Below are 23,788 nucleotides of genomic sequence, written 5' to 3' on the forward strand. Positions count from 1 at the left end.
CTTACTTCGCGGCGTAGGCGAGCTCGGCGGCCTTGGCGGCGCCCTCGTCCATGGTGGCGGCCAAGGTGACCAGCGGGTGGTTGGCCTCGGTGAGGATGCGGCGGCCTTCCTCGACGTTGTTGCCGTCGAGGCGCACGACGAGGGGCTTGTTCGCGGCGCTGCCGAGCTCGGCGAGCGCGCCGACGATGCCGCGGGCGACCGCGTCGCAGGCGGTGATGCCGCCGAAGACGTTGACGAAGACGCTCTTGACCTGCGGGTCGCCGAGGATGACGTCGAGTCCGGCCGCCATGACCTCAGCGGATGCTCCGCCGCCGATGTCGAGGAAGTTGGCCGGCTTGACGCCGCCGAAGTTCTCGCCCGCGTACGCGACCACGTCGAGCGTGGACATCACGAGACCGGCGCCGTTGCCGATCACGCCGACGACACCGTCGAGCTTGACGTAGTTGAGGTCGTTGAGCTTGGCCTTGGCCTCGAGCGGGTCGGCGGCTGCCGCGTCCTCGAGCAGGGCGTGCTTCGGGTGGCGGAAGCCGGCGTTCTCATCGAGGGTGACCTTGCCGTCGAGGGCGATGATGTCGCCTTCTTCGGTCAGGACAAGCGGGTTGACCTCGACGAGAGTCGCGTCCTCGCCCTTGAAAACGTTGTAGAGCTGCACGAAGACCGGGGCGACCTTCTCGACGAGCTCGGCGGGGAACTTCGCCTCGACCGCGATGCGCCGGGCCGTTTCGAGGTCGATCCCGAGGTTCGGGTCGATCGCGACATAGGCGAGCGCCTCGGGCTTCTCGACGGCGAGAACCTCGATTTCGACGCCGCCCTCGTAGCTCGCGAGCGAGAGGTACGAGCGGTTGGACCGGTCGAGCAGCACCGAGAAGTAGAACTCCTGCTTGATGCGCGCGCCGCCGGCGACCATGACCCGGTTGACGGTGTGGCCCTTGATGTCGAGTCCGAGGATCGCCTGGCCGGCCGCGAAGGCGTCGTCGGGGGTCTTGGCGACCTTGACGCCACCCGCCTTGCCGCGACCGCCGACCTTCACCTGGGCCTTGACGACGACGACACCGCCGAGCTTCTCCGCTGCGGCGCGCACCTCCTCGGGTGTGTCCGCGATGATGCCCGGCAGAACCGGGACTCCATACTGCTCAAACAGGTCTCTTGCCTGATATTCGTAAAGGTCCACGCTGCTTTGTCCAATCCGCGTCTTAGCGTTCCTGCTGGGTACGAGGGGTGTGCCGGCACAGCGTCCGCCATCGAATGTAGCTCGACGTCGAGACAATCTGACCAGTTCAAACTCTAGCGTCCCACATGCCCCTGCCTCGCCAAACCTTCCGGACGGCAGTACCATGCCAGCCACACCCCCCGCCGCCCGGAAGGACCGCGCATGGCCGGACCGTTCAGGACATCCGCTCCCCCGCACGTTCTCGAACTGCGGGTGCACGGCATCAACAACACCTCGCCGTTCGCCCTGCTCGACCTGCCGCCGGATGAGGTCGAGCTCGCCGCCGGCGATGTGCTCGGCAGCTTCTGGACGCCGACTCCAGATTCCCTCCGGCGTCATCGCCGGGCAGCCGATGCCGCGGAGCAGCGCGGCTACGTCCCTCGCCGGATCCGCCGCGAGGCATACTCCTGGGGCGGACTGGTGCGCAGCACCCCCGGTGGGGCCGGGCCGGTCTGGGCGGTCATCGCCGCACTCGCCCGGATCGGCTGGGCCCTGCTGCTCCCGTTCTCGATCGCCAACGCTGCCGCCTGGTGCTGGAGGCTCCCGACCCAGGCGGTGCCGCGCGGCCTCAGCGTCCGGGCCGGGGTCATCCGCCTGTTCGGCGTGCTGCTGACGCTCCTGCTCGTCGCGACGGTCGCGAACCTCGGCATCGACCTGCTCGCCCGGCAGTGCTACGTCGACGGGGCGCTGGTCTGCTCCGGGCTGCCCGGCGCGCTCGGCGGCCTCGCCGCGTGGACGACCGGGCAGCGGATGGCCGTCTTCTCGCTCGCGCCGATCGCGATGATCCTCGGGATCTGGCAGCTCTCGAACGGCGCGCGGCTGCGGTATGACGTCGCCGACCGCTATCTCGCCGCCCGGCCGCCAACGGCGGCACGACCGGGCGCCCGCCCGGCGGACGGGCGACCCGGCACGCCGGCCGAAACGCCCCGGCCGCTGCTGGAGTCCCCGCACCTCTGGAATCGGCGCGGTGAAACGCACCGGCTCTCGCTCGCCCACCTCGCGGCCGGGCTGAGCCTCACCTCGCTGCTCTCCTGCGCCGCCCTGGCCGGCGGGGGCGACGGGGTGCGCGCGGGCGCGTCCGGAACGGCGGCGGGCGTCGTCTTCCTGGTCGCGGGGACCCTGCTCCTGGCCGCCCTCGTGACCGCGGTCTGCACGCGCACCCTTCCCGTCGAGCCCATCGCGCGCACTCCAGGCGCCCGGTGGCACACCGCGCTCGTGCTGCTCGGCATCGTGACACACCTCGCGGCGCTCCTCGTCCTCGGGCTCGCCCCGCCCGCCCCTGGGGACAACGGGGCGGCGACCCCCGGATCGGCCCAGGGCACGGCAGCCGCGGTTGCTTCCGTCTCCCCGGTCTCCTCGATCACGCTGCTCGCACTCCTCGGCGGCATGCTCGCCTGCGTCGTGGCGAGCGCCGTGTTCCGCTACCCCGCCCCGCGCGGCCGGCTCCGGTTCGAAGCGTGGCACGGCCTCGCGCCCGCCGTGTTCCTGACCCTCGCGCTCGCCATCGGGCTCATCCTGTCGAGCCTCCTCACCGTCGGGGTCGGCACCTGGCTGAACGGCGGGGCCGGTGCGAGCGCCCTCCTCGGTGCGCCGACGAATGCCGCAGGGTCGCCGGCGACGCCCCTCCTGACCGTGCCGGGCGTGTACCCGTGGTTCGGCGGGCTCGCGTTCGCGCTCCTCGCCGTCGCGGCGCTCTCCGTTGCCTGCGCCCTGATCCGGCCGCGCCGGGTCGGCCCCCGCGTCGCGGAGTGGAGCCCGGACGACCTCTCGCCCGGGTCCGGCGACGGTACGGGAACGGACGCCGCGGGAGCGGCCGGCGGCCACGCGGGAGACCCCGGCTTCGGTGGACCCGACGGCCCGGGCGTCCCCGGTGGCGAGACCCCGATGCCGGCGGGATCCGAGGCCGAACTCGTGACGCTGCTCCGCCCCGTGCGCGACCGCAAGCGCGCGCTCGCGGCTCGCCTGCACCTCGTCGAACCGGTCACCGGGATCGTCGCCTCGGCCGGCTTCCTCGCCCTCTTCGCGACCGAGGTTCTCACCGCCGTCGTGCCCCGACTGCTGCCGGCGGATGCCGCGGCAACGGCACCGGGGTCCGTCCCGACCGGCGGCATCACCGCACCGCCCGGGCTGCTCGCGTGGCTCGACGTGTCGATGGCCGGATGGGCGGGCGTCGCCGTGCTCGTCCTCGCCGGGCTCATCATCCCCCCGGCTCCCGGGCGGGCGACGAGGCCGCTCGCGATCGTCTGGGACCTCGCCTGTTTCCTGCCGCGCGCCGGGCATCCGCTCGGGGCTCCCTGCTACACCGAACGGGCCGTACCCGAAGTCTGCCGCCGGGTGCTCTGGTGGCTGGACGGCAGGGAGGAAGGGACACCACCGCGCCAGCGGGAGGTCGTGCTCGCAGCACACAGCATGGGCGCGGTCGTCGCGGTCGCCGCCCTCTTCTCCCTCGCCGCGCACCCGGACTGGTCGGCGCGGCGGGACCGGGTCACGCTGTTGAGCTTCGGCGTGCAGGTGCGGCCGTACTTCGGGCGGTTCTTTCCCGAGATCCTCGGGCCGGACGTGCTCGGCACCCTGCCCTGCCTGCGCCCCCGGCTGTGGAGCACGGACCCGTGGCTGGCCGACGCGCTGGCGACGCCGCCCGTGCCGGAAGCGGCCTCGCCCGCTGCCGCGTTGCCGGTGCGGCGCTGGATCAGCCTGTGGCGGGCGACCGATCCGCTCGGTTTCCCGGCCTGGTCGAACCGGGCGCCGGGCAACCCGATCGACCGGTTCGCCGATGAGATCGATACGAGCGGGTACACGGGCGCGGTCGGCACCCACGGAGAGTACTACCGCACCCGGCAGTACCACGACGCCCTCGCCGACCTCGCCGGCACCGCCCCTCCCGGCTAGCCTGTGCCGCGCATCCGCCCGCGCGGCCTTCCGCCTCGTGCGCGCCCGTTGCGCCGGTGCCCGCCAGGCATGCCTGGCGCGAAGCGGCGCAACTGGCGCGTTCGGCCGGAGCCGTCGTCGGCCCGGCGGGCGGATGCGGGGATCAGCCGAGCGCGAAGAGGGCGGAGGAGGCGAGGGCGGTGCCGACGCCGATGGACTGCGGCAGCGTGAGGCGTTCCCCGAGGACCGCGATCGACAACAGGATCGTCGCAACCGGATACAGGGCGACCAGCACGCCGACCACGGCGAGGTTGCCGGAGTACAGGGCGATGAGCAGGAGGGCGTCCCCGATGCCGAGCAACACGCCGGCGACCATGCTCCCGGCGATCCAGCGCGGCCCGGCCGACCGAAGCGGACCCAGCGAGAACGGGCGCCGGCCGGCGGACCTGCGGCGCCACATCCCGAGCACCAGGAGGAGCAGGAGACCGAGTGCGATCTCCACGAACGCCGGGACAAGACCGGCGGATCCGGGGGCGAAGGAGAGCGCGACGACGGACAGGCCGAACGCGATCCCGGAACCGATACCGACGATCCAGGCCTGCCGGGACACCCGCACGCTCCCGTCGCGGCGCGAGGTCGACACCAGCACCGCGCTCGCGAGGGCGAGACCGACGGCGATCCAGGCCGCACCAGAGAGCCGCGTGCCGCCCACGGTCGCGACGCCGACCGGCACACCGGCGACCAGGAGGCCGATCACCGGGGAGAGCACGCTCACGGGACCCACGGTGAGCGCCTGGTAGAACAGCACGAAGCCGACAACAGCCGCCACCCCCGAGACCGCACCCCAGAACACGGCGCCCTCCGACCAGGTCCCGCCCACGACCAACAGGCCCGCGACGAGCGCGACCGTCGCCCACAGGTAGGTCAGGGTTGTCGCGGGCATCACTCCGAACCGCCGTGCGCCGAGGGTTCCGAAGAAGTCCGAAACGCCATAGGACAGCGCGGACGCGAGAGTGAGCACGACCACGAGGATCACGAGGATCACGAGTCCATCCTCCAGCACGACGGCCCGGCGCGGCAATGCGACGTACGGGATCGACGCACCACGAACGGTCGGGGCGGGGACGATCGGGACGGCGGACAGGGGGACGACAGGATCAGGGCGGTCCCGCGCCTCCGCGAGTAGCGCGAAAGCCCGGGGGCTGCTTGACTTCCGGCATGACTGAACTCGACCACGGCATCGAACCGCACGCCCCCGGCCACGCCGAACGGCTCAACTGGCTGCGCGCCGGTGTGCTCGGCGCGAATGACGGCATCGTCTCCGTCGCCGCACTCGTCGTCGGCGTCGCCGCGGCCACGCCGGCTTCCGCGGCGATCCTGATCGCCGGAGTCGCGAGCCTCCTCGCCGGGGCGATCTCGATGGCCCTCGGCGAATACGTCTCGGTGAGCAGCCAACGCGACACCGAGCGCACCCTGATCGCCAAGGAACGCTGGGAGCTCGCCAACCTGCCGGAGCAGGAACTCGCCGAGCTCGCCGAGATGTACCGGGCCAAGGGGCTCAGCGTGGAGACGGCCCGACGCGTCGCCGACGAGCTCACCGCGCACGACGCCCTCGCCGCGCATCTCGAGGTGGAACTGCACATCGGCACCGAGGAACTCTCGAACCCGTGGCACGCGGCGTTCGCATCCGCGCTCGCGTTCACCGTCGGTGCGATCCTGCCGCTTCTCGCTGTGCTGCTGCCACCGCCGGCGTGGCGGCTGCCTGCCACGTTCCTGGCCGTAGCGGTCGCCCTCGTGGTCACCGGCTGGCTGAGCGCCTACCTCGGCGGCAGCCCCCGCGGCCGCGCGATCTCGCGTGTCCTCGTCGGAGGCCTGCTCGCCCTCGGCGTGACCTGGGCGATCGGCGGCCTGATCGGCACCTCGGTCTGACCGTAGGCTGGTGCCATGTCCTCACCACGCACGCTCCCAGCATCCGCTCTGCTCGCGGCGGGCATCGACGCCGCCCTTGTGCTCGTCTTCGCGGCGATCGGCCGCGCGAGCCACGGCGAGGACCTGCTCGGCGTGCTGGCGACCTGGTGGCCGTTCCTCGGCGGCCTCACGATCGGCTGGCTGATCATGCGCGCCTGGCACGCCCCGCAGCGGATCGTCTACACCGGGCTCGGTGTCTGGCTCTGGACGGTCGCGGGCGGTTTGCTGCTCCGGGTCGTGAGCGGCCAGGGCGTTCAGCCGAGCTTCATCGTCGTGACGGCGATCGTGCTCGGTCTGTTCCTGGTCGGCTGGCGCGGCATCGCGGTGCTTGTGCGCCGGATCCAGGCACGTCGTCGGGCCTCGACGCAGGTCCAGTAGCCTCAGCCGGCCGCGATCGCGTCGTAGCCGAGGAAGGCCGCGAACAGCGCGGCCGCGACGAGCGCCGCGGCGCCGAGCGCGCGCATCCGTTCCGGCAGTGTCACGCCCCAGGCGACGGCGAACCCGGCTCCGGCAAGGGCCTCGCACCACCACTGCGGGCCGCCGATGAGCACGATGCCGTACAGGCCCTCGCCGAGGACGAGCCCTCCGATGATCGCCGCGGCAACGATCCGCTGCCCCGCGAGGGGGCTGCTGGCCAGCGCGCCGGCCCATCCGCACAACGCCCCTGCGGCGACGCCGACGGCGCCCCACAGCAGCAGGATGCGCGGCGGAGCCGGCTGCGGCGCCAGGAGCACCCACACGGAGACCATCGTCAGCAGGCCGACCGCCCCGACTCCGGCCGCGGCCCTGCCGTGCACCCGGAACCCGGCGGTGACGAGGAACGGCACGAGGCCCCAGAGCGCGCTCGTGTTCGCGAGGGTGTCCCAGGGCGCGGGAAGCACCGCGAACAGCAGCCGGGCGAGCGCCCCGGCGGTGACTCCCGCGGCGGCAGCCACGAGATACCAGACAGCCCGGCGCCTCGGCAACGGGTCTCGGGAGGTCACGGGCCCAGCCTAGGTCCCCGACCCGCCAAGAGACGCCACAGCCAGCGCTCCGCGGATGCGGGCGCTGGCTGTGGCGGGGATCAATCGGTTAGACGAGCACCTTGAGCGAGGTGTTCCAGTTGAAGTCCTCGAAGGCCGGGTTGGCCTGCAGGGTCATCACGAGGAACTGGAAGCCCTCGAGCTCGCGGGCACGACGCAGCGGGCCGACGACGATCGGACGCTGGCCGGCGGCGGTGACGAAGGCGGAGACGGTCGCGTTCGCCTCGTCGGAGTCGGAGGCGATGAACACGTCGAGCGGGAGGCCCGCGGCGGTGCCCGCGACGAGGGCACCGGCGAAGGTCGTGTTGAATGCCTTGACGATGGTCACTCCGGGCGCGGCGAGCGCTGCGAGTTCTTCGGCGGCGGAGGTGCCGGGGGCGACGACGAGGGAGTCGAAGGTGCTGAAGTCGACGGGGTTGGTGATGTCGATCACGGTCTTGCCGGACAGGGCGGCACCGAGGGTGGTGACGATTTCCTTGGCTGCGTCGAACGGGAGCGCGAGCACCACGATGTCACCGGTGAGCGGGCTGGTGAGAGTGCCCGAAGTGACCTGGGCGCCGAGCTCGGCGGCGAGGGACGCAGCCTTGGCCGGGTCGCGATCAAGGATCTGGAGGCCGCTTCCGGCGACGACGGCACGGGTGCCGATGCCGCGAGCCATGTTGCCGCTGCCGATGATCGTGATGTTCGTCATAGTTGTTTTTCCTCCGGAAGAGTGTCAGATGGATGCTGCCTCCGGCGGGATTCCCGTCACAATTACTTGAAGCAACAACTAAAGACTACGACTCTTTAGTTGAACCGTCAAGTTAACCGGTAGAATTCTCGGCATGACCGAACCGCGCTGGCTGACAGATGACGAACGCGAGGCCTGGCTGCGCCTGATGGCCGTGACCATGCTCCTGCCGGGGCGACTCGAGACGCAGCTGAAACGGGATGCCGGGCTGAGCCACTTCGAGTACTACGTGCTCGCGATGATCTCGGAGAGCTTTGAGCGCTCCCTCGCCCTGAGCGAGCTCGCCGCACGCACGAACTCGTCGCTGTCCCGCCTGTCGCACGTGATCGCCCGGCTCGAAGTCCAGGGCCTGCTCACCCGGTGCGCCTCGCCGAGCGACGGCCGCACCTCGATCGCCCAGCTGACCGAGGCCGGCTGGGCCAAGGTCGTCGCGAGCGCGCCCGGCCACGTCGAGGAGGTGCGCTCGGTCGTCTTCGATTCCCTGACGCCCGGTCAGGTCAGCCAACTCTCCGAGATCTGCGGCAGCCTGCTCGGCACCCTCGACCCGGACCACCGCCTGCTCCGCCCGAGCTGAGCCGGCACGCGCCGAGCCCGCCGCCGTCCAGCCATGCCCGAGCCGGGCACGGCCTGGACGGCGGGTTCAGGCTCTGCGGTCCCCGGTGCGTCCCGGTCTACCGTTCGTAGTCGTCGACGTCGTCGAACTCCTCGGCATCATCGATGTCGATGATGCTGTGCTCGTCGACACCGCGGTCGTCCTCGTCCTCGTCGTCCTGGTCGACGACGCGGTCGTCAGCGTCGATCGACCAGTCGAGATCATCGTCCGGGTCGTCTTCCGGGACCAGGTCCTCCTCGAGGGTGAGCTCGACGTCGTCGATGTCGCGGTCTTCGTCGAGACCGTCGCTGCCGGAGTCCGTTCGCCGTGGCCAGAGCCCGTCCGGGTCAATTCTCATTGTGGCTGCCTCCTCGTCGGAAGAGGGACGTCCCCCGCTGGGTGCCCCCGCGCGAGCAACGGTACGCTCCCGCCCCGCCACCGACAAGGGCCGGGTCGTCCCTGTGCACAACCGGTGGAAATCGGTGCGGAACCGTCCGGAACCCTCGGGAACCCTCCTGCGGCTCAGCTCTGGCCGGAGCGAAGCCCGGCTGTGGCGACGAGCGAACCGTCCCGCAGGACCGCGAGGACCTCGATCGGGAAGGTCTCGATGCTGCGGCCCAGTGCCGCCTCGCCGCCCGCGATGATCGTGGTGGCGAGCACGTCGACGGTCACGATGTCGAGACCGATCACGCTGACTTGCCGGTACGGCGAGGGTCCGCCGCCCGCGCTGGTCCAGATGTGCTCGCCGCGCTCGGCACTTCCCGAGGTCGCGACGGCCCGCACCGGGGCGACGAGCGGCACGGAGGCCAGGAGTTCATGCCGGCTTGCCGGGTCGACGATTCCGGCGACCCAGTCCTGGCCCGGTGACTGGTCGCCGCTCACGAGCAGGTCGCCGCCCGCATTGACCGACCACTCCGAGAGTCCGAGACCCCGCAGGGCCTCCCCCGCCTCCGCGATCGCGAGGCTCTTCACGACCCCGGAAAGGTCGAGCACGCCGTCGGCGCGGTGCGGCGTGAATACGCCGTCCGTGCGGTCGCGCCAGTCGAGCGCGATCGCGTAGCAGTCCCGTAGCTCGGCGCTCGCCTGGGTGAGACGAATGTCCCCCCGCGCGATCCTGCTGATCTCCGAGTCGGGCCGGTACAGGCTGAAACGCTCGTCCCAGCGGGTGAAGACCGTGCGGACGGCGGCGAGGGCCGCGTCCGGGGCGGCGGCCTCGGTGACGGCGCGGGTCCCGCCGTCACCGAGGCCGCCGTCACGCATGGCGCCGCCGCGTGCCGTGCTGCCGATGCGGAGGCTCACGACGGTGCCCATGGTCTCGAAGGTCTGCGCGTCCATGACGCCAACGCTAGCGGCGCCCCCTGCCGGGTGCACGATCTAGAACCCGGCCGTGTCGAGCGCAGCCTGCAGCGAGGTGAGGTAGCCCCTCGTCGTGTACGTGGCTCCGCTGACGTTGCTGACCTTCGCGGACTGGGCGGAGAGCACCTCGGAGCGGAGGATCGGGGCGGCCTGCGCGCTGATCGCGACGGAGCGGCCGCCGTCGTTGGTCAGCTGCAGGGCTGTGACCTCGGTGATCGTGCCGTTGGCGATCGTGACGGAGACCTGGACGGGGCCGAACCGGGTCTGCACGGACGATCCCGTGAAGGTCCCCGTCGGTCGGGCCGCCGGGGCAGGCGCCGCAGGGGCAGGCGCGGCCGGAGCGGGCGCCGCCGCTGTCGGCACCGTGGTCGTTGAACCGGCAGACGTCGTCGCCGGACCGGACACTGCCGGTGCTGAGGCGGCCGGCGTCGGCGTTGCCGGGCCGGCGCTCGGAGCCGGGATCGTCGCGGGCGCGGCCTGCGGCGCCGAGAGCGCCTGCATCGAGGCGTTCGCCTGGGCGCCGACCTGCCACCCGACTGCGAGCACGGACAGGGACGCCAGGGTGGCCAGGCTGACTGCGCGGGCCCTCACCAGTCGAACCTTTCGAAGTGGATCTGCCGGGTCGGCAAGCCTGCCGACCGGGCGTCCCGCACGACCTCGTCCGTCCACTTGCGTGGCCCGCAGATGTAGACATCGGCCTCGCGGAGCTTGGGCACGAGGGTTGCGAGGGTGATCCGGGCCTGGACCGCGTCGCCGGGGAGCCAGCTGCTGGTTCCCGGGGCGCGCTTGCCGGCGATGATGCGCAGTTCGGCGCCACGGGCGCGGCAGAGGGCGGCGAGTTCATCGACGAGGTAGGTGTCGTCGACGGTGCTCGACCGGAGGAGCACGGTCGCCTGCCCGGGTGCGAACGTGGCGGTCTCGAGAAGCGAGCGGATCGGGGCGACTCCGATGCCCGCGGCGATCAGGACGATCCGCGGCGAGGTGCGGGCGAAGTCGGTGAAGAGCCCGTACGGGCCTTCGAAGCTCACCCGGGTGCCGACGGGCACGCGCGGGAGCGTGGAAGACGCGTCGCCGAGCCCGCGGACGGTGATGCGGAGGGACGAGCCGGTGGGCGCGGCAGAGAGCGAGAACGGGTGCGCCTGCCACCACAACCCGGGGGTCCAGAACCGCCAGATGAAGAACTGGCCGGACTTCGCCCTGAGGCTGCGCAGCTGCCGGCCGGACAGGCGGATCGAGACGACCCCACGGGCCTCCTGGTCGACTCCGACCACGGTGAGGCGGGCCCTCAGCGATCGCACGATCGGCACGATGAAGCGGAAGAGGATGATGGACCCGGCAACGCCCGCATACAGGGCGAGCCAGTAGTAGCGCTGCAGCGATCCCTCGCGGAACAGGGTGCCGACGCTGAGCTGGTGCGGAATCGCGACGAGCACGGCGACGTAGGACAGCAGGTGCACGAGGTGCCACACCTCGTAGCGGAACTTGTGCCGCACGATGACGAGCGAGGTGACCACGACGGCGATGAGCAGGCCCAGCCCGAGGAAGGCCAGCGGCATGTCCGGGAGCGACGAGAACATGATCCAGACCTCGTCGAAGAACCCGGCGGGCTGCACGAGCGCATACCCGATGGTGAGCAGCACGGCGTGGGCGAGGATCAGGTAGAGCGCCGGCTTGCCGAGCGACTGGTGCAGCGCCATCGCGCTGTCGTGGCCGAACGCCCTGTCAATCGCGGGCAGCCGCGCGGCGAGCAGCATCATCACGAGGAGGAGGTCGGTGCCGACCAGCCCGGTGACGATTCCGAGTGCCGTGATGGCGTCGGCGGGTGTGCTGATCCTGGCCGCTCCCCCGTCGGCGAGGAAGACCGCGACGACGAGCGCCACCGAGACCACCGCGAGGATTTGCAGGCTGTCGGCCAGTCGCATCCGCCGCGGGTAATTCGGGTGGATGCGCGGCCTGGCTTGGTGCGGGCGTGCGCGCGTGTCGAGGCTCATAAGGTGAGCATCCCCGGCGAATCCAATGAATCTCTATCGAGGACCTGAGAGGAACCTGTGCGTCGCCAATGTGCGCTGCACGAGTTCACAGGTTCCCCTCTGCCCGGCGAAACGGATGCCCTCGGCTAGAACCCGGCAGCGTCGAGCGCCGCCTGCAACGAGGTGAGGTACCCCTGGGTCGTGTAGGTCGCGCCGCTCACATTCGCCACCGCGGCGGACTGTGCCTTCAACACTTCGGCCTTGAGCACGGGGGCGGCCCGGTTGCTGATCTGGACCGACTTGGAATCCTTGTCGGTCAGCTGGAGCGCAGTGACGTCGGTGATCGTGCCGGCCGCGATCGTGGCGGAGACCTGCATGTTCCCGAACCGAGTGGCGACGACGGAACCGGTGAAGGTTCCGGTGACGCCGGCCGCCGGGGCGGCCGCGGCCGGGGTAGCCGTCGCGGTCGCGGTCGGAGTCGCGGTGGCGACCGCCGGCGCCGTGGCCGTGGCTGTGGGGGTCGAAACGGCCGGGGCGGATGCGGCGGCAGACACCGTCGCATCCGTCGCGGATCCGCCCAGGGTGTTCTGCAGGGAGGCGACGGCCGGTGTTCCGACCAGCCACCCGATTGCCAGTACGGACAGGGACGCTGTTGCGGCCGCAGCCGCTGCTCGTTTTCTCACCAGTCAAACCTTTCGAAGTGGATCTGTTGCGTGGGTAGACCGGCCGAGCGGGCATCCCGCACGACCTCGTCGGTCCACCGCCGTGGACCGCAAATGTAGACGTCCGATTCGCTGAGATTCGGGACGAGGGTTCTGAGGGAGATCCGCGCGTTGACGGCGTCACCGGGCAGCCAGCTGTGGGCTCCGGGCGCACGCTTGCCCGCGATGATCCGGAACTCGGCTCCCCGCACGCGGCAGAGCTCGGCGATCTCGTCGACGAGGTAGCTGTCCGCGACGGAGTGCGAGCGCAACAGCACGGTCGCCTGGCCCGGCGCGAATGTCGCCGTTTCCAGGAGCGCCCGGATCGGGGCGACGCCGATGCCTGCGGCGACGAGCACGATCCGCGGGCTCGTCCTGGCCCGGTCGGTGAACAACCCGTACGGGCCTTCGAAGCTCACCCGGGTCCCGACCGGCACCGAGGCGAGGTCGGTCGAACCGTCGCCGAGGGCGCGCACCGTGACCCGGAGGGAGTTGTGGGCCGGCGCGGCGGAGAGCGAGAACGGGTGCACCTGCCACCACTGCCCGGGCGTCCAGAACCGCCAGATGAAGAACTGGCCTGCGGTCGCCTGCAGGTGGTGAAGCCGGCGGCCGGTGAGGCGGATCGACACGACACCGGGCGCCTCACGATCAATGCCGGCCACGACGAGCCGGGAGCGCAGCGACCGCACGATCGGGAGCACCACCCGGTAGACCACGATAGATCCGGCCACGGCGACGTAGAGGGCGAGCCAGTAGTACCACTGCGGCGAGCCGGCGACGAGGACCGTACCGGCGGTCAGCATGTGCGGCAGTGCGGCGAGCACGGCGACGTACGAGAGCAGGTGCACGATGTGCCAGACCTCGTATGGCAGCTTGTGGCGCACGATGACGAGCGACGTGACGACCACGAACACGAGCAGCCCGAGCGCGATGAAGGCCAGGAGCATGTCCGGCATCTGGGTGAGCATGTTCCACGTTTCGGCGAACACGTTGACCTCGCTGGAGAGGGCGTACCCGATGATGAGGAAGACCGCGTGGGCGAGGATCAGGTAGAGGGCCGGCTTGCCGAGGGACTGGTGCAGCGCCATGGCGCTGTCGTGGCCGAAGGCGCGGTCGATCGCGGGCAGCCGGGCGGCGAGCAGTGTCATCACGAGCAGCAGGTCGGTGCCGACGAGGCCGGTGACGATGCCGATCGAGGTGAGGGCGTCCGCGGGGGTGCCGAAGCGGGCGGCCCCACCGGAGCCGAGGAAGAGGGCGACGGCGAGCGCGACCGAGACGATGCAGAGCACCTGCAGGGTGTCGGCGAGGCGCATCCGTCTCGGGTAGTTCGGGTTGACGCGTGGGGCGGGCTGACGGCGGGTGTGCGTCGTCTCGGGGAGACGCTGCTGGAGGCGCAGGGGTCTGGTGTCGAGGCTCATGTTCCGAGCATCGGGCCGCTTCCGATGGGGAGCCTTTCGGAAGCCTATGTGCCGGCTATGAAATCCGCCTCACCTGCCGCCTATGCTGCTGCGCCGGTCCGCTTTCCGGAGCCGAACCGGAAGAGCAGCACGAGCAGGATCGCGACCGCCGCCCCGAGTGCGGTCTCGACGATGCGGTCGACGAGCAGGGCGGGCACCGGAACGGGACTACTGAGGTGCACGACGGAGAGGGCGAGCGGGGTGATGAAGAGCAGCGCGGCGCCGTAGTGCTTGCCGACCAGGATCTCGGCGCCGAACTGGCTGACCGCGATCACGACCACGAGCCACGCGACGGATGGCCCAGGCAACAGCACGAGGCCAGTCACGACCACGCCCAGTGCGGTCCCGACCACGCGGTGCACGGCCCGGGAGATCGAGTGGGCCGCCCGGGGCGGCGGCAGCACGGCGACGACGGCGACAACGGCCCAGTAGGGGTGCCCGATTCCGGCGGCGATCGCCAGACCGCCGGCGATGAGCACGCCCACGACGTTCTGCAGGATCGCCAGCCAGACCTGCGGATCGGTGACGGCCCGCGGCCAGAGGCGCGGCCGCCGCGGCAGACCTTTGAACAGCACGGCAGACCGGTCCCCCGAGAGCCGCCGGAGCGTCCAGCCGGACATCGTCAGCAACCAGGCGAAGACCGCACCGCACACCGCCACGAGCAGCCGCGGTCCGAATTCCGCCGCGGGCGTCGGCACCTGGGCGCAGACCGCGAACGCGAACACGAAGAACAGCGGGGTGCCGGGCACGAGCCCGGCGGTCGCGGCGATCAGGATGCCGGCGGCCACGACGAACAGCAGGCCGGCGGTCAGGAGGGGAAGGCTCGCACCGGCGATGGCCACGATGAGCGCGAGGGTGATGCTCACGAGCAGGAATCCCCCGCCGATGCTGATGGTGCGGGCACGGAGCCGGTAGGGGTCGTTGCGGCCGTAGAGCGCCGTCATCGCACCGAAGGACGCGTAGGCGGTCCAGTCGAGGCGCCCCCAGACCACGAGGAGCACCAGTGGAAGTGCCATCGCGAGGCTCGCTCGCACGGCCACTTCGATGTCGAGCGCGCGCAGCGAACGCACCCGTTCGAGGAGTCCCTCCGACACTAGATCTTCTCGATCGGCGCGATCTTGATCAGGAGCTTCTTTGCGCCCGCCGTATCGAACTGGACGTGTGCGACCCGCTTGGTGCCCTCGCCGGCGACCTGGTTGACGCGCCCGTCGCCGAAGCTCGAGTGCCGGATCCGGTCGCCGGCCGCGAGCTCGAGGTCGCCGTTGTCGCGGACCTGGGTGACGGCGTTCGCCCACTCGGTCTTCGGTTTCGGGGCGGGCGGCAGCTCGCTGAAACCGCTGCGGGTGGAGTTGAAGCCGCCGCCGAAGCCGTCCCTGCGATTGAGCGCACGCGACTGGGTGCCGTTCCGGGAGTTGGCCATGCCGGGCGACTGCTTCCAGTCGATCAGCGCGGCCGGGATCTCCTGGAGGTAACGGCTCGGCATGGCCACGTTGATCTCGCCGAACTGGGCGCGGGTCATCGCGAGCGAGAGGTAGAGGCGCTGCCGGGCCCGGGTGATGCCCACGTAGAACAGGCGGCGTTCCTCGGCGGGGCCGCCCGGCTCGTTCGCCGACATCTGGTGGGGCAGCAGCCCCTCCTCGACCCCGGTCAGGAACACGGCTTCGTACTCGAGGCCCTTCGCGGTGTGCAGTGTCATCAGGGAGACGGTGCCCGAGGCGTCGTCGAGGTCGTCCGCTGCCGCGACGAGCGAGACCTGGGTGAGGAAGTCGACGAGGCCGGCGTCGGGGTTCTCCCGGTTGAAGTCCTTCGTCTGGGCGACGAGTTCCTCGATGTTCTCCGCCCGCGCTTCGTCCTGGGGGTCGCGGCTGTTGCGCAGCACCGTGAGCAGCCCGCTGCCCTCGAGCACGAAGGTCAGCAGCTCGGAGACGTTCACCGGCCCGCCGGGATACGCCGGGTCGATCTTGAGGGCGGCCTCGTCGAGCACGCCGGCCAGCTGCAGGATCGCGCCGGTGACCTTCTGGCCGAGTCCGAGGGACGCGGAATCGCGCATCGCCTCGCGGAAGCTGATCTGGTTGGCCTCGGCGAAGCTGCCGAGCCCGGTCTCCGTTGCGGGGCCGATGCCGCGCTTGGGGGTGTTCAGGATGCGCCGCAGGGCGAGCTCGTCGTCGGGGTTGGCGACCGCGATCAGGTAGGCGAGCGCGTCCTTGATCTCGGCACGCTCGTAGAATTTGGTGCCGCCGACGACCCGGTACGGCACGGCGGCGCGGACGAAGATCTCCTCGAGCGCCCTGGTCTGGGCGTTGGTGCGGTAGAACACGGCCATGTCCCGGTACGCCATGCCGGCCCCGTGCAGCGTCTCGATCTCGTCCGCGACGAACTGGGCCTCGTCGTGACCGTTGTACGCGGTGTAGCCGACGATCTTCTCGCCGTCGCCGCCCGCGCTCCACAGCTTCTTGTCTTTGCGGTCGAAGTTGTGGCCGATCACGGCGTTCGCCGCCGAGAGGATGTTCTGGGTCGAGCGGTAGTTCTGCTCGAGCAGGATGACCTTCGTGCCGGGGAAGTCCCGTTCGAATTCGCTGATGTTGCGGGTGTCGGCGCCGCGGAAGGCGTAGATGGACTGGTCGGAGTCGCCGACGACGGTGAGGGAGGCACCGGGGATGCCGCCAGTCGGCTCGCGCAGGTTGCGCACGTGCACGCCGGTCGCCTCGAGTTCGTCGGCGAGCTCTGCGGTGACGGGTAGCGTGAGTTCGCGTACGAGCGAGTACTGGGCGTGGTTGGTGTCCTGGTATTCGTCGACGAGGATATGCCGGAAGCGCCGCCGGTAGGTTGCGGCGACGCGGGGGAAGGCGCGGAACAGGTAGACCGTCTCGCCGATCAGGTCGTCGAAGTCGAGGGCGTTCGCCGCACGCAGGCGCTGCGTGTACTGGCGGAAGATCTCGATGAACATGACCTCCTGCGGGTCACTGAGGTTGGCGTTGCGGGCGTAGGAATCGACGTCGGCGAGCTCGTTCTTGAGCTTGGAGATCTTCGCGGCGGCGTTGCCGGGCGTGAATCCGTACGTGTCGGCGTCGAGCGACTTGATGATGCGCTTGAGGGTGACCTTGGTGTCCGCGGAGTCGTAGATGCTGAAGCTCGAGGAGAGGCCGGCGCTCTCTGCCTCGCGACGCAGGATGCGGACGCAGGAGGAATGGAAGGTCGAGATCCACATGCCCTCTGAACCCTCGCCGAGGAGGACCTTGACCCGCTCGCGCATCTCGGCGGCGGCCTTGTTCGTGAAGGTGATCGCGAGGATCTGGCTCGGGTAGGCCTCCCGGGTCTCGAGCAGGCTCGCGATGCGGCGGGTCAGCACGCTCGTCTTGCCACTGCCCGCACCCGCGATGATGAGGAGGGACGGCCCGCGGTACTCGACGGCTTCGAGCTGCTGCGGGTTGAGCCCGTCGAGCAGGGGACTCTGCCGCTGGCCGGGCTCGCCATCGGGGCGGCCGGGGCCGTAGCCGTCGCCATAGCCGTCCAGGATTATCGGCGTTGCCGAAGAAGTGCGTGCGGGGGTGTTGTCCGGGTCGAAGGGCGTCATCATCTCGCCTCCAAGTCTAAGCGGTGCCCCTGACACCGGCAGGGGCACCCGGCCGCATGCCGGCGTTGCCGGCAGCACGTCGACCGGAGGCACGTCGACCGGCGGCCGCCCGGGTCAGCGGTCTTCGCGGGCCTCTGCGGCGAGTTCGTCACGGACCGCCACGGCGAGGTCGGGGTGGTCGGCGAAGACCCCGTCGATCCCGGTGCCCATGATGGTGCGGAACTCGGTCTGCCAGTCGCCGAAGTCGGCGCGGAACCGCCCGCGCTGGAAGGTCTTCGCAAGGAACACGTTCTCCGGGCGCAGCGTCCAGCAGTAGATCTCGAGGTTGGCGGCGTGGGCGGCGTCGACGAGATCGGAAGCTCCCGTGACGTGTCCGTCCGCCCCGATCTCGAGGACGAGCGACTTCGGCACGCTGACGCCGTCGACGAGACCGCTCAGCCCGTAGAGGCCCTGGTCGGTCAGGTAGTCCGCGTAGTCGGGGGCCGAGCGGCCGAGCAGGCGCACCTGGTCGGCCGGTTTCCCCGTCGCCTCGAGCAGGAAGATCCGCTTCCCATAGATGCCGCGTGCGTAGACCTGGTCGAGCAGGGTGCGTTCGAAACTCTCGATCGTGAGCCGCCCGTCGCCGGCGTTCCAGCCGGCGGTGTTCACCTCGGCGGCGAAGAGTTCGTCGACAGGGAGGCCGATCGACTCGAAATAGCTCGCGTGCTTGATCTCGGCGACGACGCCGACCGGGCGCCTCGCCCGGCTGGACACCCGGTCCATGAGCTTGAACACGTCGCGCAACCGCAGCAGCGGGAATCGGCCGTCGAAGGACGCACTGGCCTTGCGGAGTGCCGGCAGCCGTTCGCGAGCTCGCAGGGTGCGCAGCTCGGCCCAGGTGAAGTCCTCGGTGAACCAGCCCGTCATGCGGATGCCGTCAATGACCTTCCGGGTGCGGCGAGCGGCGAATTCGGGATGGGCCGCAACATCCGTCGTCGCGGAGATCTCGTTCTCGTGACGCACGATGAGCACGCCGTCGCGGGTGACGACGACGTCGGGTTCGACCGCGTCCGCACCGAGGGCAACCGCGAGCTCATAGGCGCCGCGGGTGTGCTCCGGCCGGTAACCGCTCGCCCCGCGGTGACCGATCACGATCGGTTGCATTCCCTGACCATACGCGCTGCTGGCAGACTCGAAGCCATGACACTCTGGAGGGAACCCGACACCCGGCGCCACTCGCCGGCGGTGTATCGCGCCCGCCTCACGCTCGGAGTCTCTGCCATCGCCCTCGGCGTTGCCGCGACGAACCTCACGAGCACCTACAGTCTCTTCTTCCTCGCCATCGGGCCCGCCGTGCAGCTGCTCGGCTGGCTCGCGCTGCCCGGGGCCCTCTGGCGGCGACTGCTGGTGATCCTCCCCGCGGAAATCGCCGCGCTCACGCTCCTGGCCGGCCCCGATTTCACCGGCGCGTTCGCCGTACTCCTCGCGTGCTGGCTGTTCGTGCGGCACCGGCCGGGGATCAGCTACCTCGTGCTGCTCGCCCCCGTCGTCGTGAGCTTCGCCCTCAAGCTGTCGCTGCACAACTCGTCGCAGAACTGGGTCGGAGACGTGGCCGGTTCGGTGACCGTGATCGCCGCGGCGTGGGTCGCCCGCGCTCTCGCACGGCGACGCTGGGCGCGGCTCAATCCGCCGCCGGCCGGCGAAACGGCCGGAACAGGCGACACCGGGGACAACCCCTCAGGATCTACAAGGCAGACGCCCAGCAGGGCTGAATAGACTCTCAGAAACGCCCACCGGCGTAGTGCCGGATCCCCGGCGTTGACAATACCCGAGCTGATTGAGATCTTAGGAACATGGCATCCTCAAACCCCGCATTCTCGCGCAATCCCGCCTTTGCCGCACAAGGATCCGCGGCAGCGAACGGCCTGACCGAAGCTGACCTGCAGCGCATCTACGAAGCGCCGTCCGCAGGCTCGCAGGACACCGGCCGGATGACCTACGAAGACACCATCGTGAAGACCACGCTGAGCTTCGCCCTTCTGCTCGTCGCAGCAGCGGCCAGCTGGCTGCTCACTCCCACGATGCCGTTCCTGCCGTTCCTCGGCATGATCGCCGGCCTCGTGCTCGGCCTGGTCAACGCCTTCAAGAAGGAGCCGTCACCGGGCCTGATCCTCGCGTACGCCGCAGCGGAAGGCCTCTTCGTCGGCGGTATCTCGTACATCTTCGAGGCCATCTACCCTGGCGTCGTCGTCCAGGCCGTGCTCGCGACCCTCGTGGTCGTCGGTGTGACCCTCGCCTTGTTCGCAAGCGGCAAGATCCGCGCCTCGAAGCGCGCGACCAAGGTCTTCCTGATCGCGATGGTCGGCTACTTCGTGTTCTCGATGCTCAACTTCGGCCTCGTCGCCTTCGGCGCCGTCGACAGCCCGTTCGGCCTCAGCAGCAACGTGAAGATCTTCGGCATCCCGCTCGGCGTCGCGATCGGAATCCTCGCGGTGCTCATGGCCGCGTACTCCCTCGTGCTCGACTTCGACTTCATCCAGCGTGGCGTCAACAACCGGGTCGCCCGCAAGTACGGCTGGTCCGGCGCGTTCGGCATCATGGTGACTGTCGTCTGGCTCTACGTCGAGCTGCTCCGCCTCTTCGCGATCTCGCGAAACTAGCTCGCTCGCACCCTGGCGAGAGCAGGACATCGCCGCACACACTGTGAAGTCGGAGATTTTCGTCAGGAAGATCTCCGACTTCACGTCGTTAAGGCAGGGGTCGCAGAGCCGGAGGCCGGCTCAGATCCAGCCCTTGTCTGTCGCAATGCGGATCGCCTCTGACCGGTTGCTCGCCCCGAGCTTGGCGGATGCCGCCGAGAGGTAGTTCCGGACGGCCCCAGGGCTCAGGTGCAGGGCGCGTGCGACCTCTGGGGCACTCCGTCCCCCCGCCGCGAGGAAAAGGACCTCGGTCTCCCGCGCGGTGAGCGGTGATTCTCCGTGCATCATCGCGTTGATCGCGAGCTGCGGGTCGACCACGCGTTCGCCGGCCCGGATCTTCCGGATGACCGCGATCAGGCGCTCTGAGGCGAGGTCCGTGTGCTGGAAGCCGTCCACGCCGCCCTGGATGGCGCGGCGGACGTCACCGGGGCGCGGATGGCTCGCGAGCAGCAGCACCTTCACCCGCGGGTCGGCGGCCTGGATCAGCGGCAACAGCCCCAGGCCGTCGATCGTCGGCAGGTGGATGTCGAGGACGATGACATCGGGAGCGGTCCGGCGCACCGTCGAGAGGACCTCGGCGCCGTCGCCGATCGCGGCAACGACCTCGATGTCGGCTTCGAGCGAGAAGACGGCCTGGAGCGCCGTGCGCAGGAGGACGTGATCCTCGACGAGCAACACCCGGATCTGCGAGCCCTGCCCCTTCACCGGTGCGGGAAGTGCGGGCTGGGTGGTGTCGAAGCTCATCCCTGCCCCCTCCCGACGTCGGACGACTGCCCGCGATCACGGCAGTTGTGAAGTGGAAGGTCGCGTATGGACTCTAGCAAACACCGACAGCGAAAAACCCCCCGAACGGGGTGGAGATCTGCCCAGAAGTCCCGACCAACGCCCGGGCGGTCAGTGCGGGGAGGACGAAGCCTCGACGCGCCACTGCCCGTCCGGCCCGCCGGGCCGCGCGGTCGCCCGGCTCATCGAGAAGGTGCGGGTGCGGAACCGCCAGGCCAACCGGACCATCGCGACGCCCGCCTGCCGGTAGTGATCCGCGAGCGCACGGGTGAACACGGCGCGTCCCGGCACGTCGACCCAGCCGTCCGCGCCGGTGTACACGGCTTCGACGCGCGGCCGGGCCGCGGCGTTCCGGAACAGGACGATGGCCTCCGCGGCGATCTCATCGCCGTCGGAGTGGATGCGGTGCCGCGGTGCGGATTCCTCGGCAGGGACGCTCCGGGGCGCAGCGCCCGGCGAGCGCGGCTCATCATCGAACCCGCGTGTTTCCGGAACCGTGGAATCCATGGGCGTCACCTTCGTCCGGGGACGACGCCCCGACCGGAATGCCCGGCCGGCTGCCGCCGCGAGGAGGCCTCCGCGGGAGACGACGGAGAGCCGAAACGGCTCCCGTCGACGCTTCCCACTCATCCTCACGCGGATGCCACGACGCCGGAAGTCCCTCCTGTCACCGCTGCCCCATGACAGCTGTCACGTTCCGGTGATCGCCACCCGGAGCGCACCGGAAACGCACCGCCTTCGCCCGGTTACGAAAGAAGCACCCTCGTCTCGACGACGAGGGTGCTTCTTTCGTGCTGCAGCGGGAGTCGCTCAGCGGGGAGCGCTCACTCCCACTCGATGGTTCCCGGCGGCTTCGACGTGACGTCGAGAACGACGCGGTTGACGCCATCCACTTCGTTCGTGATGCGGTTGGAGATGCGGGCGAGCAGGTCGTACGGCAGGCGGGTCCAGTCGGCCGTCATCGCGTCCTCAGAGGAGACCGGGCGCAGCACGATCGGGTGACCGTACGTACGGCCGTCGCCCTGGACGCCGACGGAACGGACATCCGCGAGCAGCACGACCGGGCACTGCCAGATGACCCCGTCGAGGCCGGCGGCGGTCAGCTCGGCGCGCACGATCGCATCCGCGTGCCGCAGCAGTTCGAGCCGTTCGAAAGTGATCGAACCGACGATGCGGATGCCCAGGCCTGGACCGGGGAACGGCTGGCGCTGCACGATCTCGGGCGGCAGACCCAGTTCGGCGCCGATCGCACGCACCTCGTCCTTGAACAGGGTGCGGAGCGGTTCGACGAGCTCGAACTTCAGGTCTTCCGGCAGGCCGCCGACGTTGTGGTGGCTCTTGATGTTCGCGGTGCCGCTGCCGCCGCCGGACTCGACGACGTCTGGGTACAGGGTGCCCTGGACGAGGAAGCGGATCGGGTCGCCGTCCTTCTCCGCGGCCTCCCTGATGAGTTCGGCCTGGGCCTGCTCGAAGGTGCGGATGAATTCGCGGCCGATGATCTTGCGCTTGGTCTCCGGGTCGCTGACACCCTCGAGCGCGGCGAGGAACTGCTCGCGTACGTCCACGGTGACGAGGCGCACGCCGGTGGCCTTGACGTAGTCTTCCTCGACCTGGCGGCGTTCGTCCTGGCGGAGCAGGCCGTGGTCGACGAAGACGCAGACGAGCTGGTCGCCGATGGCCTTGTGCACGAGCGCCGCGGCCACGGCGGAGTCGACGCCGCCGGAGAGCCCGCAGATGACCTTGCCGGTGCCGACCTGGGCGCGGATCTTCGCGACCTGTTCGGCGATGACGTTGCCGCTGTTCCAGTCGGCGGGAATCCCGGCGGCGCGGTGCAGGAAGTTCTCGAGCACGTCCTGGCCGAATTCGGTGTGCTTGACCTCGGGGTGCCACTGCACGCCGTAGAGGCGGCGCTCGTCGTTCGCGAACGCGGCGACCGGGGTCGAGCCGGTCGAGGCGAGCACCGCGAAGCCGGCAGGGGCGCGGGAGACGGAGTCACCGTGGCTCATCCACACGGTCTGCTCGTTCGGCTGCCCGGCGAGGAGGACGTTGTCGCCGCTCGCGACCGTCACGGGGGTCGACCCGTATTCGCTGAGCCCGGTGTGGGCGACCTCGCCGCCGAGGGCGGTCGCCATCACCTGGAAGCCGTAGCAGATGCCGAGCACGGGAATACCGAGGTCGAAGATCGCGGGGTCGAAGGTCGGGGCGCCCTCGGCGTAGACACTCGAGGGTCCTCCGCTCAGCACGATCCCGACCGGGTTCTTCGCGGCGACCTCCGCAGCGGTGATCGAGTGTGCGACGATCTCCGAGTAGACGGATGCCTCGCGCACGCGGCGCGCGATCAGCTGGGCGTACTGGGCGCCGAAGTCCACCACGAGCACGGGTCGGTCGATGCCGGACGCCTCCGTCGGAGTCACGACCACGGTCGGGTCGGCAACTGCAGTCATGAACGGGCCTCCGCACCCTCGGCGTCGGAAAGTGCCCTGGCGGAAAGCCAGGCGCGGACCTCGCGGGCGACGCGGCCCTCGAGGAAGAAGGACAGGGTGGGGATCACGCCGCCGAGGGCGATCAGCAGGAACCGGCTGAACGGCCAGCGCATCAGGCTCCAGAGCCGGAAGTCCGCGAACAGGTACAACACGTAGAACCAGCCGTGCATGATCAGGATCGCGGTGCTCAGATTGAACGCGGTGACGGTGTCGCGCGGGACGAGCAGCCCGTACGGGCCGCCGAGCTCGAGCTCGTACTGGAAGCCGAACTTGAGGATGACCTCGGCGCAGAGCAGCAGCAGGAAGACGCCGGTGATGATCGAGGACGTCTGGTAGAGCTTCAACGCCCCCGGGATGCTGGGGATATCAGCGCGTTTGGGTTCGAGTGGCATGCGC

The 23,788-nt window shown here is 70.2% G+C and carries 23 protein-coding genes; 6 read left to right on the top strand and 17 right to left on the bottom strand.

The annotated features are described in order from the left end of the window. Window position 1 precedes the first annotated feature (1 nt). Window positions 2-1,171: an ADP-forming succinate--CoA ligase subunit beta gene (sucC, locus tag RHM57_RS14075; RefSeq protein WP_134449962.1), complete on the bottom strand. Its 1,170-nt coding sequence runs from the start codon at window positions 1,169-1,171 to the stop codon at window positions 2-4. Window positions 1,172-1,372: 201 nt separating this feature from the next. Between sucC and RHM57_RS14080 the strand changes: the two genes are divergently transcribed. Next, the gene (locus RHM57_RS14080; RefSeq protein ID WP_322137183.1) at window positions 1,373-4,099 is read left to right on the top strand and encodes a hypothetical protein; all 2,727 of its coding nucleotides are present in this window, start codon (window positions 1,373-1,375) and stop codon (window positions 4,097-4,099) included. A 142-nt stretch (window positions 4,100-4,241) separates the two neighbouring features. On the opposite strand, the gene RHM57_RS14085 is transcribed toward RHM57_RS14080, so the two are convergent. Further along, window positions 4,242-5,123 (bottom strand): EamA family transporter, encoded by an 882-nt coding sequence (locus RHM57_RS14085; RefSeq protein WP_322188400.1) that lies wholly within the window; start codon window positions 5,121-5,123, stop codon window positions 4,242-4,244. A gap of 173 nt (window positions 5,124-5,296) precedes the next feature. On the opposite strand from RHM57_RS14085, the gene RHM57_RS14090 reads away from it, so the two are divergent. Beyond that, complete coding sequence (locus tag RHM57_RS14090) at window positions 5,297-6,007, top strand: VIT family protein (protein WP_322137182.1); 711 nt, start codon at window positions 5,297-5,299, stop codon at window positions 6,005-6,007. A gap of 15 nt (window positions 6,008-6,022) precedes the next feature. After that, on the top strand, window positions 6,023-6,424 hold the full coding sequence (locus RHM57_RS14095) for a DUF3054 domain-containing protein (RefSeq protein ID WP_134449959.1): 402 nt from the start codon (window positions 6,023-6,025) through the stop codon (window positions 6,422-6,424). A 2-nt stretch (window positions 6,425-6,426) separates the two neighbouring features. Here RHM57_RS14095 and RHM57_RS14100 read toward each other — a convergent pair whose 3' ends face one another. Both RHM57_RS14100 and RHM57_RS14105 read right to left on the bottom strand, forming a co-directional pair. Then, entirely contained in the window at window positions 6,427-7,029 is a 603-nt protein-coding gene (locus RHM57_RS14100; RefSeq protein ID WP_134449958.1) for a DUF6518 family protein, read from the bottom strand. Between the two features lie 88 nt (window positions 7,030-7,117). Further along, window positions 7,118-7,759, bottom strand: coding sequence for an NADPH-dependent F420 reductase (locus RHM57_RS14105; RefSeq protein WP_134449957.1), 642 nt, complete (start codon window positions 7,757-7,759; stop codon window positions 7,118-7,120). Between the two features lie 133 nt (window positions 7,760-7,892). On the opposite strand from RHM57_RS14105, the gene RHM57_RS14110 reads away from it, so the two are divergent. Then, window positions 7,893-8,372, top strand: a complete 480-nt coding sequence (locus RHM57_RS14110; RefSeq protein WP_134449956.1) for a MarR family winged helix-turn-helix transcriptional regulator — start codon at window positions 7,893-7,895, stop codon at window positions 8,370-8,372. A 97-nt stretch (window positions 8,373-8,469) separates the two neighbouring features. On the opposite strand, the gene RHM57_RS14115 is transcribed toward RHM57_RS14110, so the two are convergent. The 9 genes from RHM57_RS14115 to RHM57_RS14155 all read right to left on the bottom strand — a co-directional run bounded on the left by RHM57_RS14115 (window position 8,470) and on the right by RHM57_RS14155 (window position 18,591). Continuing rightward, window positions 8,470-8,748, bottom strand: coding sequence for a hypothetical protein (locus RHM57_RS14115; protein WP_134449955.1), 279 nt, complete (start codon window positions 8,746-8,748; stop codon window positions 8,470-8,472). A 164-nt stretch (window positions 8,749-8,912) separates the two neighbouring features. Then, complete coding sequence (locus tag RHM57_RS14120; RefSeq protein ID WP_241984992.1) at window positions 8,913-9,725, bottom strand: FAD:protein FMN transferase; 813 nt, start codon at window positions 9,723-9,725, stop codon at window positions 8,913-8,915. A gap of 39 nt (window positions 9,726-9,764) precedes the next feature. Continuing rightward, window positions 9,765-10,337 (bottom strand): FMN-binding protein, encoded by a 573-nt coding sequence (locus RHM57_RS14125; RefSeq protein WP_241975336.1) that lies wholly within the window; start codon window positions 10,335-10,337, stop codon window positions 9,765-9,767. Beyond that, window positions 10,334-11,737: a ferric reductase-like transmembrane domain-containing protein gene (locus RHM57_RS14130; RefSeq protein WP_241975337.1), complete on the bottom strand. Its 1,404-nt coding sequence runs from the start codon at window positions 11,735-11,737 to the stop codon at window positions 10,334-10,336. The genes RHM57_RS14125 and RHM57_RS14130 overlap by 4 nt, the downstream gene beginning before the upstream one ends. 125 nt (window positions 11,738-11,862) lie before the next feature. Beyond that, on the bottom strand, window positions 11,863-12,399 hold the full coding sequence (locus RHM57_RS14135; protein WP_198413388.1) for an FMN-binding protein: 537 nt from the start codon (window positions 12,397-12,399) through the stop codon (window positions 11,863-11,865). Further along, on the bottom strand, window positions 12,396-13,835 hold the full coding sequence (locus tag RHM57_RS14140) for a ferric reductase-like transmembrane domain-containing protein (RefSeq protein ID WP_241987497.1): 1,440 nt from the start codon (window positions 13,833-13,835) through the stop codon (window positions 12,396-12,398). Before RHM57_RS14140 ends, RHM57_RS14135 begins: the two co-directional genes overlap by 4 nt. An 80-nt stretch (window positions 13,836-13,915) precedes the next feature. Beyond that, the gene (locus RHM57_RS14145) at window positions 13,916-14,968 is read right to left on the bottom strand and encodes an FUSC family protein (RefSeq protein WP_322188402.1); all 1,053 of its coding nucleotides are present in this window, start codon (window positions 14,966-14,968) and stop codon (window positions 13,916-13,918) included. After that, window positions 14,968-17,448 carry an ATP-dependent helicase gene (locus RHM57_RS14150; protein ID WP_322189866.1) on the bottom strand — a complete coding sequence of 827 codons (2,481 nt, stop codon included), beginning with the start codon at window positions 17,446-17,448 and terminating at the stop codon, window positions 14,968-14,970. The genes RHM57_RS14145 and RHM57_RS14150 overlap by 1 nt, the downstream gene beginning before the upstream one ends. Before the next feature lie 114 nt (window positions 17,449-17,562). Then, window positions 17,563-18,591: a glycerophosphodiester phosphodiesterase family protein gene (locus tag RHM57_RS14155; protein ID WP_134449952.1), complete on the bottom strand. Its 1,029-nt coding sequence runs from the start codon at window positions 18,589-18,591 to the stop codon at window positions 17,563-17,565. A gap of 36 nt (window positions 18,592-18,627) precedes the next feature. Here RHM57_RS14155 and RHM57_RS14160 point away from each other — a divergent pair, with 36 nt between their 5' ends. Together RHM57_RS14160 and RHM57_RS14165 are read left to right on the top strand one after the other, a co-directional pair. Beyond that, window positions 18,628-19,203 (top strand): hypothetical protein, encoded by a 576-nt coding sequence (locus RHM57_RS14160; RefSeq protein ID WP_134449951.1) that lies wholly within the window; start codon window positions 18,628-18,630, stop codon window positions 19,201-19,203. Between the two features lie 77 nt (window positions 19,204-19,280). Continuing rightward, window positions 19,281-20,087: a Bax inhibitor-1/YccA family membrane protein gene (locus tag RHM57_RS14165; RefSeq protein WP_134449950.1), complete on the top strand. Its 807-nt coding sequence runs from the start codon at window positions 19,281-19,283 to the stop codon at window positions 20,085-20,087. Window positions 20,088-20,207: 120 nt separating this feature from the next. Here the strand turns inward: RHM57_RS14165 and RHM57_RS14170 are convergent, their stop codons facing one another. The 4 genes from RHM57_RS14170 to RHM57_RS14185 all read right to left on the bottom strand — a co-directional run bounded on the left by RHM57_RS14170 (window position 20,208) and on the right by RHM57_RS14185 (window position 23,784). Continuing rightward, the gene (locus tag RHM57_RS14170; RefSeq protein ID WP_134449949.1) at window positions 20,208-20,870 is read right to left on the bottom strand and encodes a response regulator transcription factor; all 663 of its coding nucleotides are present in this window, start codon (window positions 20,868-20,870) and stop codon (window positions 20,208-20,210) included. Between the two features lie 150 nt (window positions 20,871-21,020). Then, window positions 21,021-21,416, bottom strand: a complete 396-nt coding sequence (locus RHM57_RS14175) for a hypothetical protein (RefSeq protein WP_134559037.1) — start codon at window positions 21,414-21,416, stop codon at window positions 21,021-21,023. A 317-nt stretch (window positions 21,417-21,733) separates the two neighbouring features. Beyond that, window positions 21,734-23,353 (bottom strand): glutamine-hydrolyzing GMP synthase, encoded by a 1,620-nt coding sequence (guaA, locus tag RHM57_RS14180; protein ID WP_134449947.1) that lies wholly within the window; start codon window positions 23,351-23,353, stop codon window positions 21,734-21,736. After that, window positions 23,350-23,784: a DUF3817 domain-containing protein gene (locus RHM57_RS14185; protein ID WP_134449946.1), complete on the bottom strand. Its 435-nt coding sequence runs from the start codon at window positions 23,782-23,784 to the stop codon at window positions 23,350-23,352. The genes guaA and RHM57_RS14185 overlap by 4 nt, the downstream gene beginning before the upstream one ends. Window positions 23,785-23,788 lie beyond the last annotated feature (4 nt).

The sequence above is a fragment of the Cryobacterium sp. 10S3 genome (assembly GCF_034344045.1).
Classification (GTDB): domain Bacteria; phylum Actinomycetota; class Actinomycetes; order Actinomycetales; family Microbacteriaceae; genus Cryobacterium; species Cryobacterium glucosi.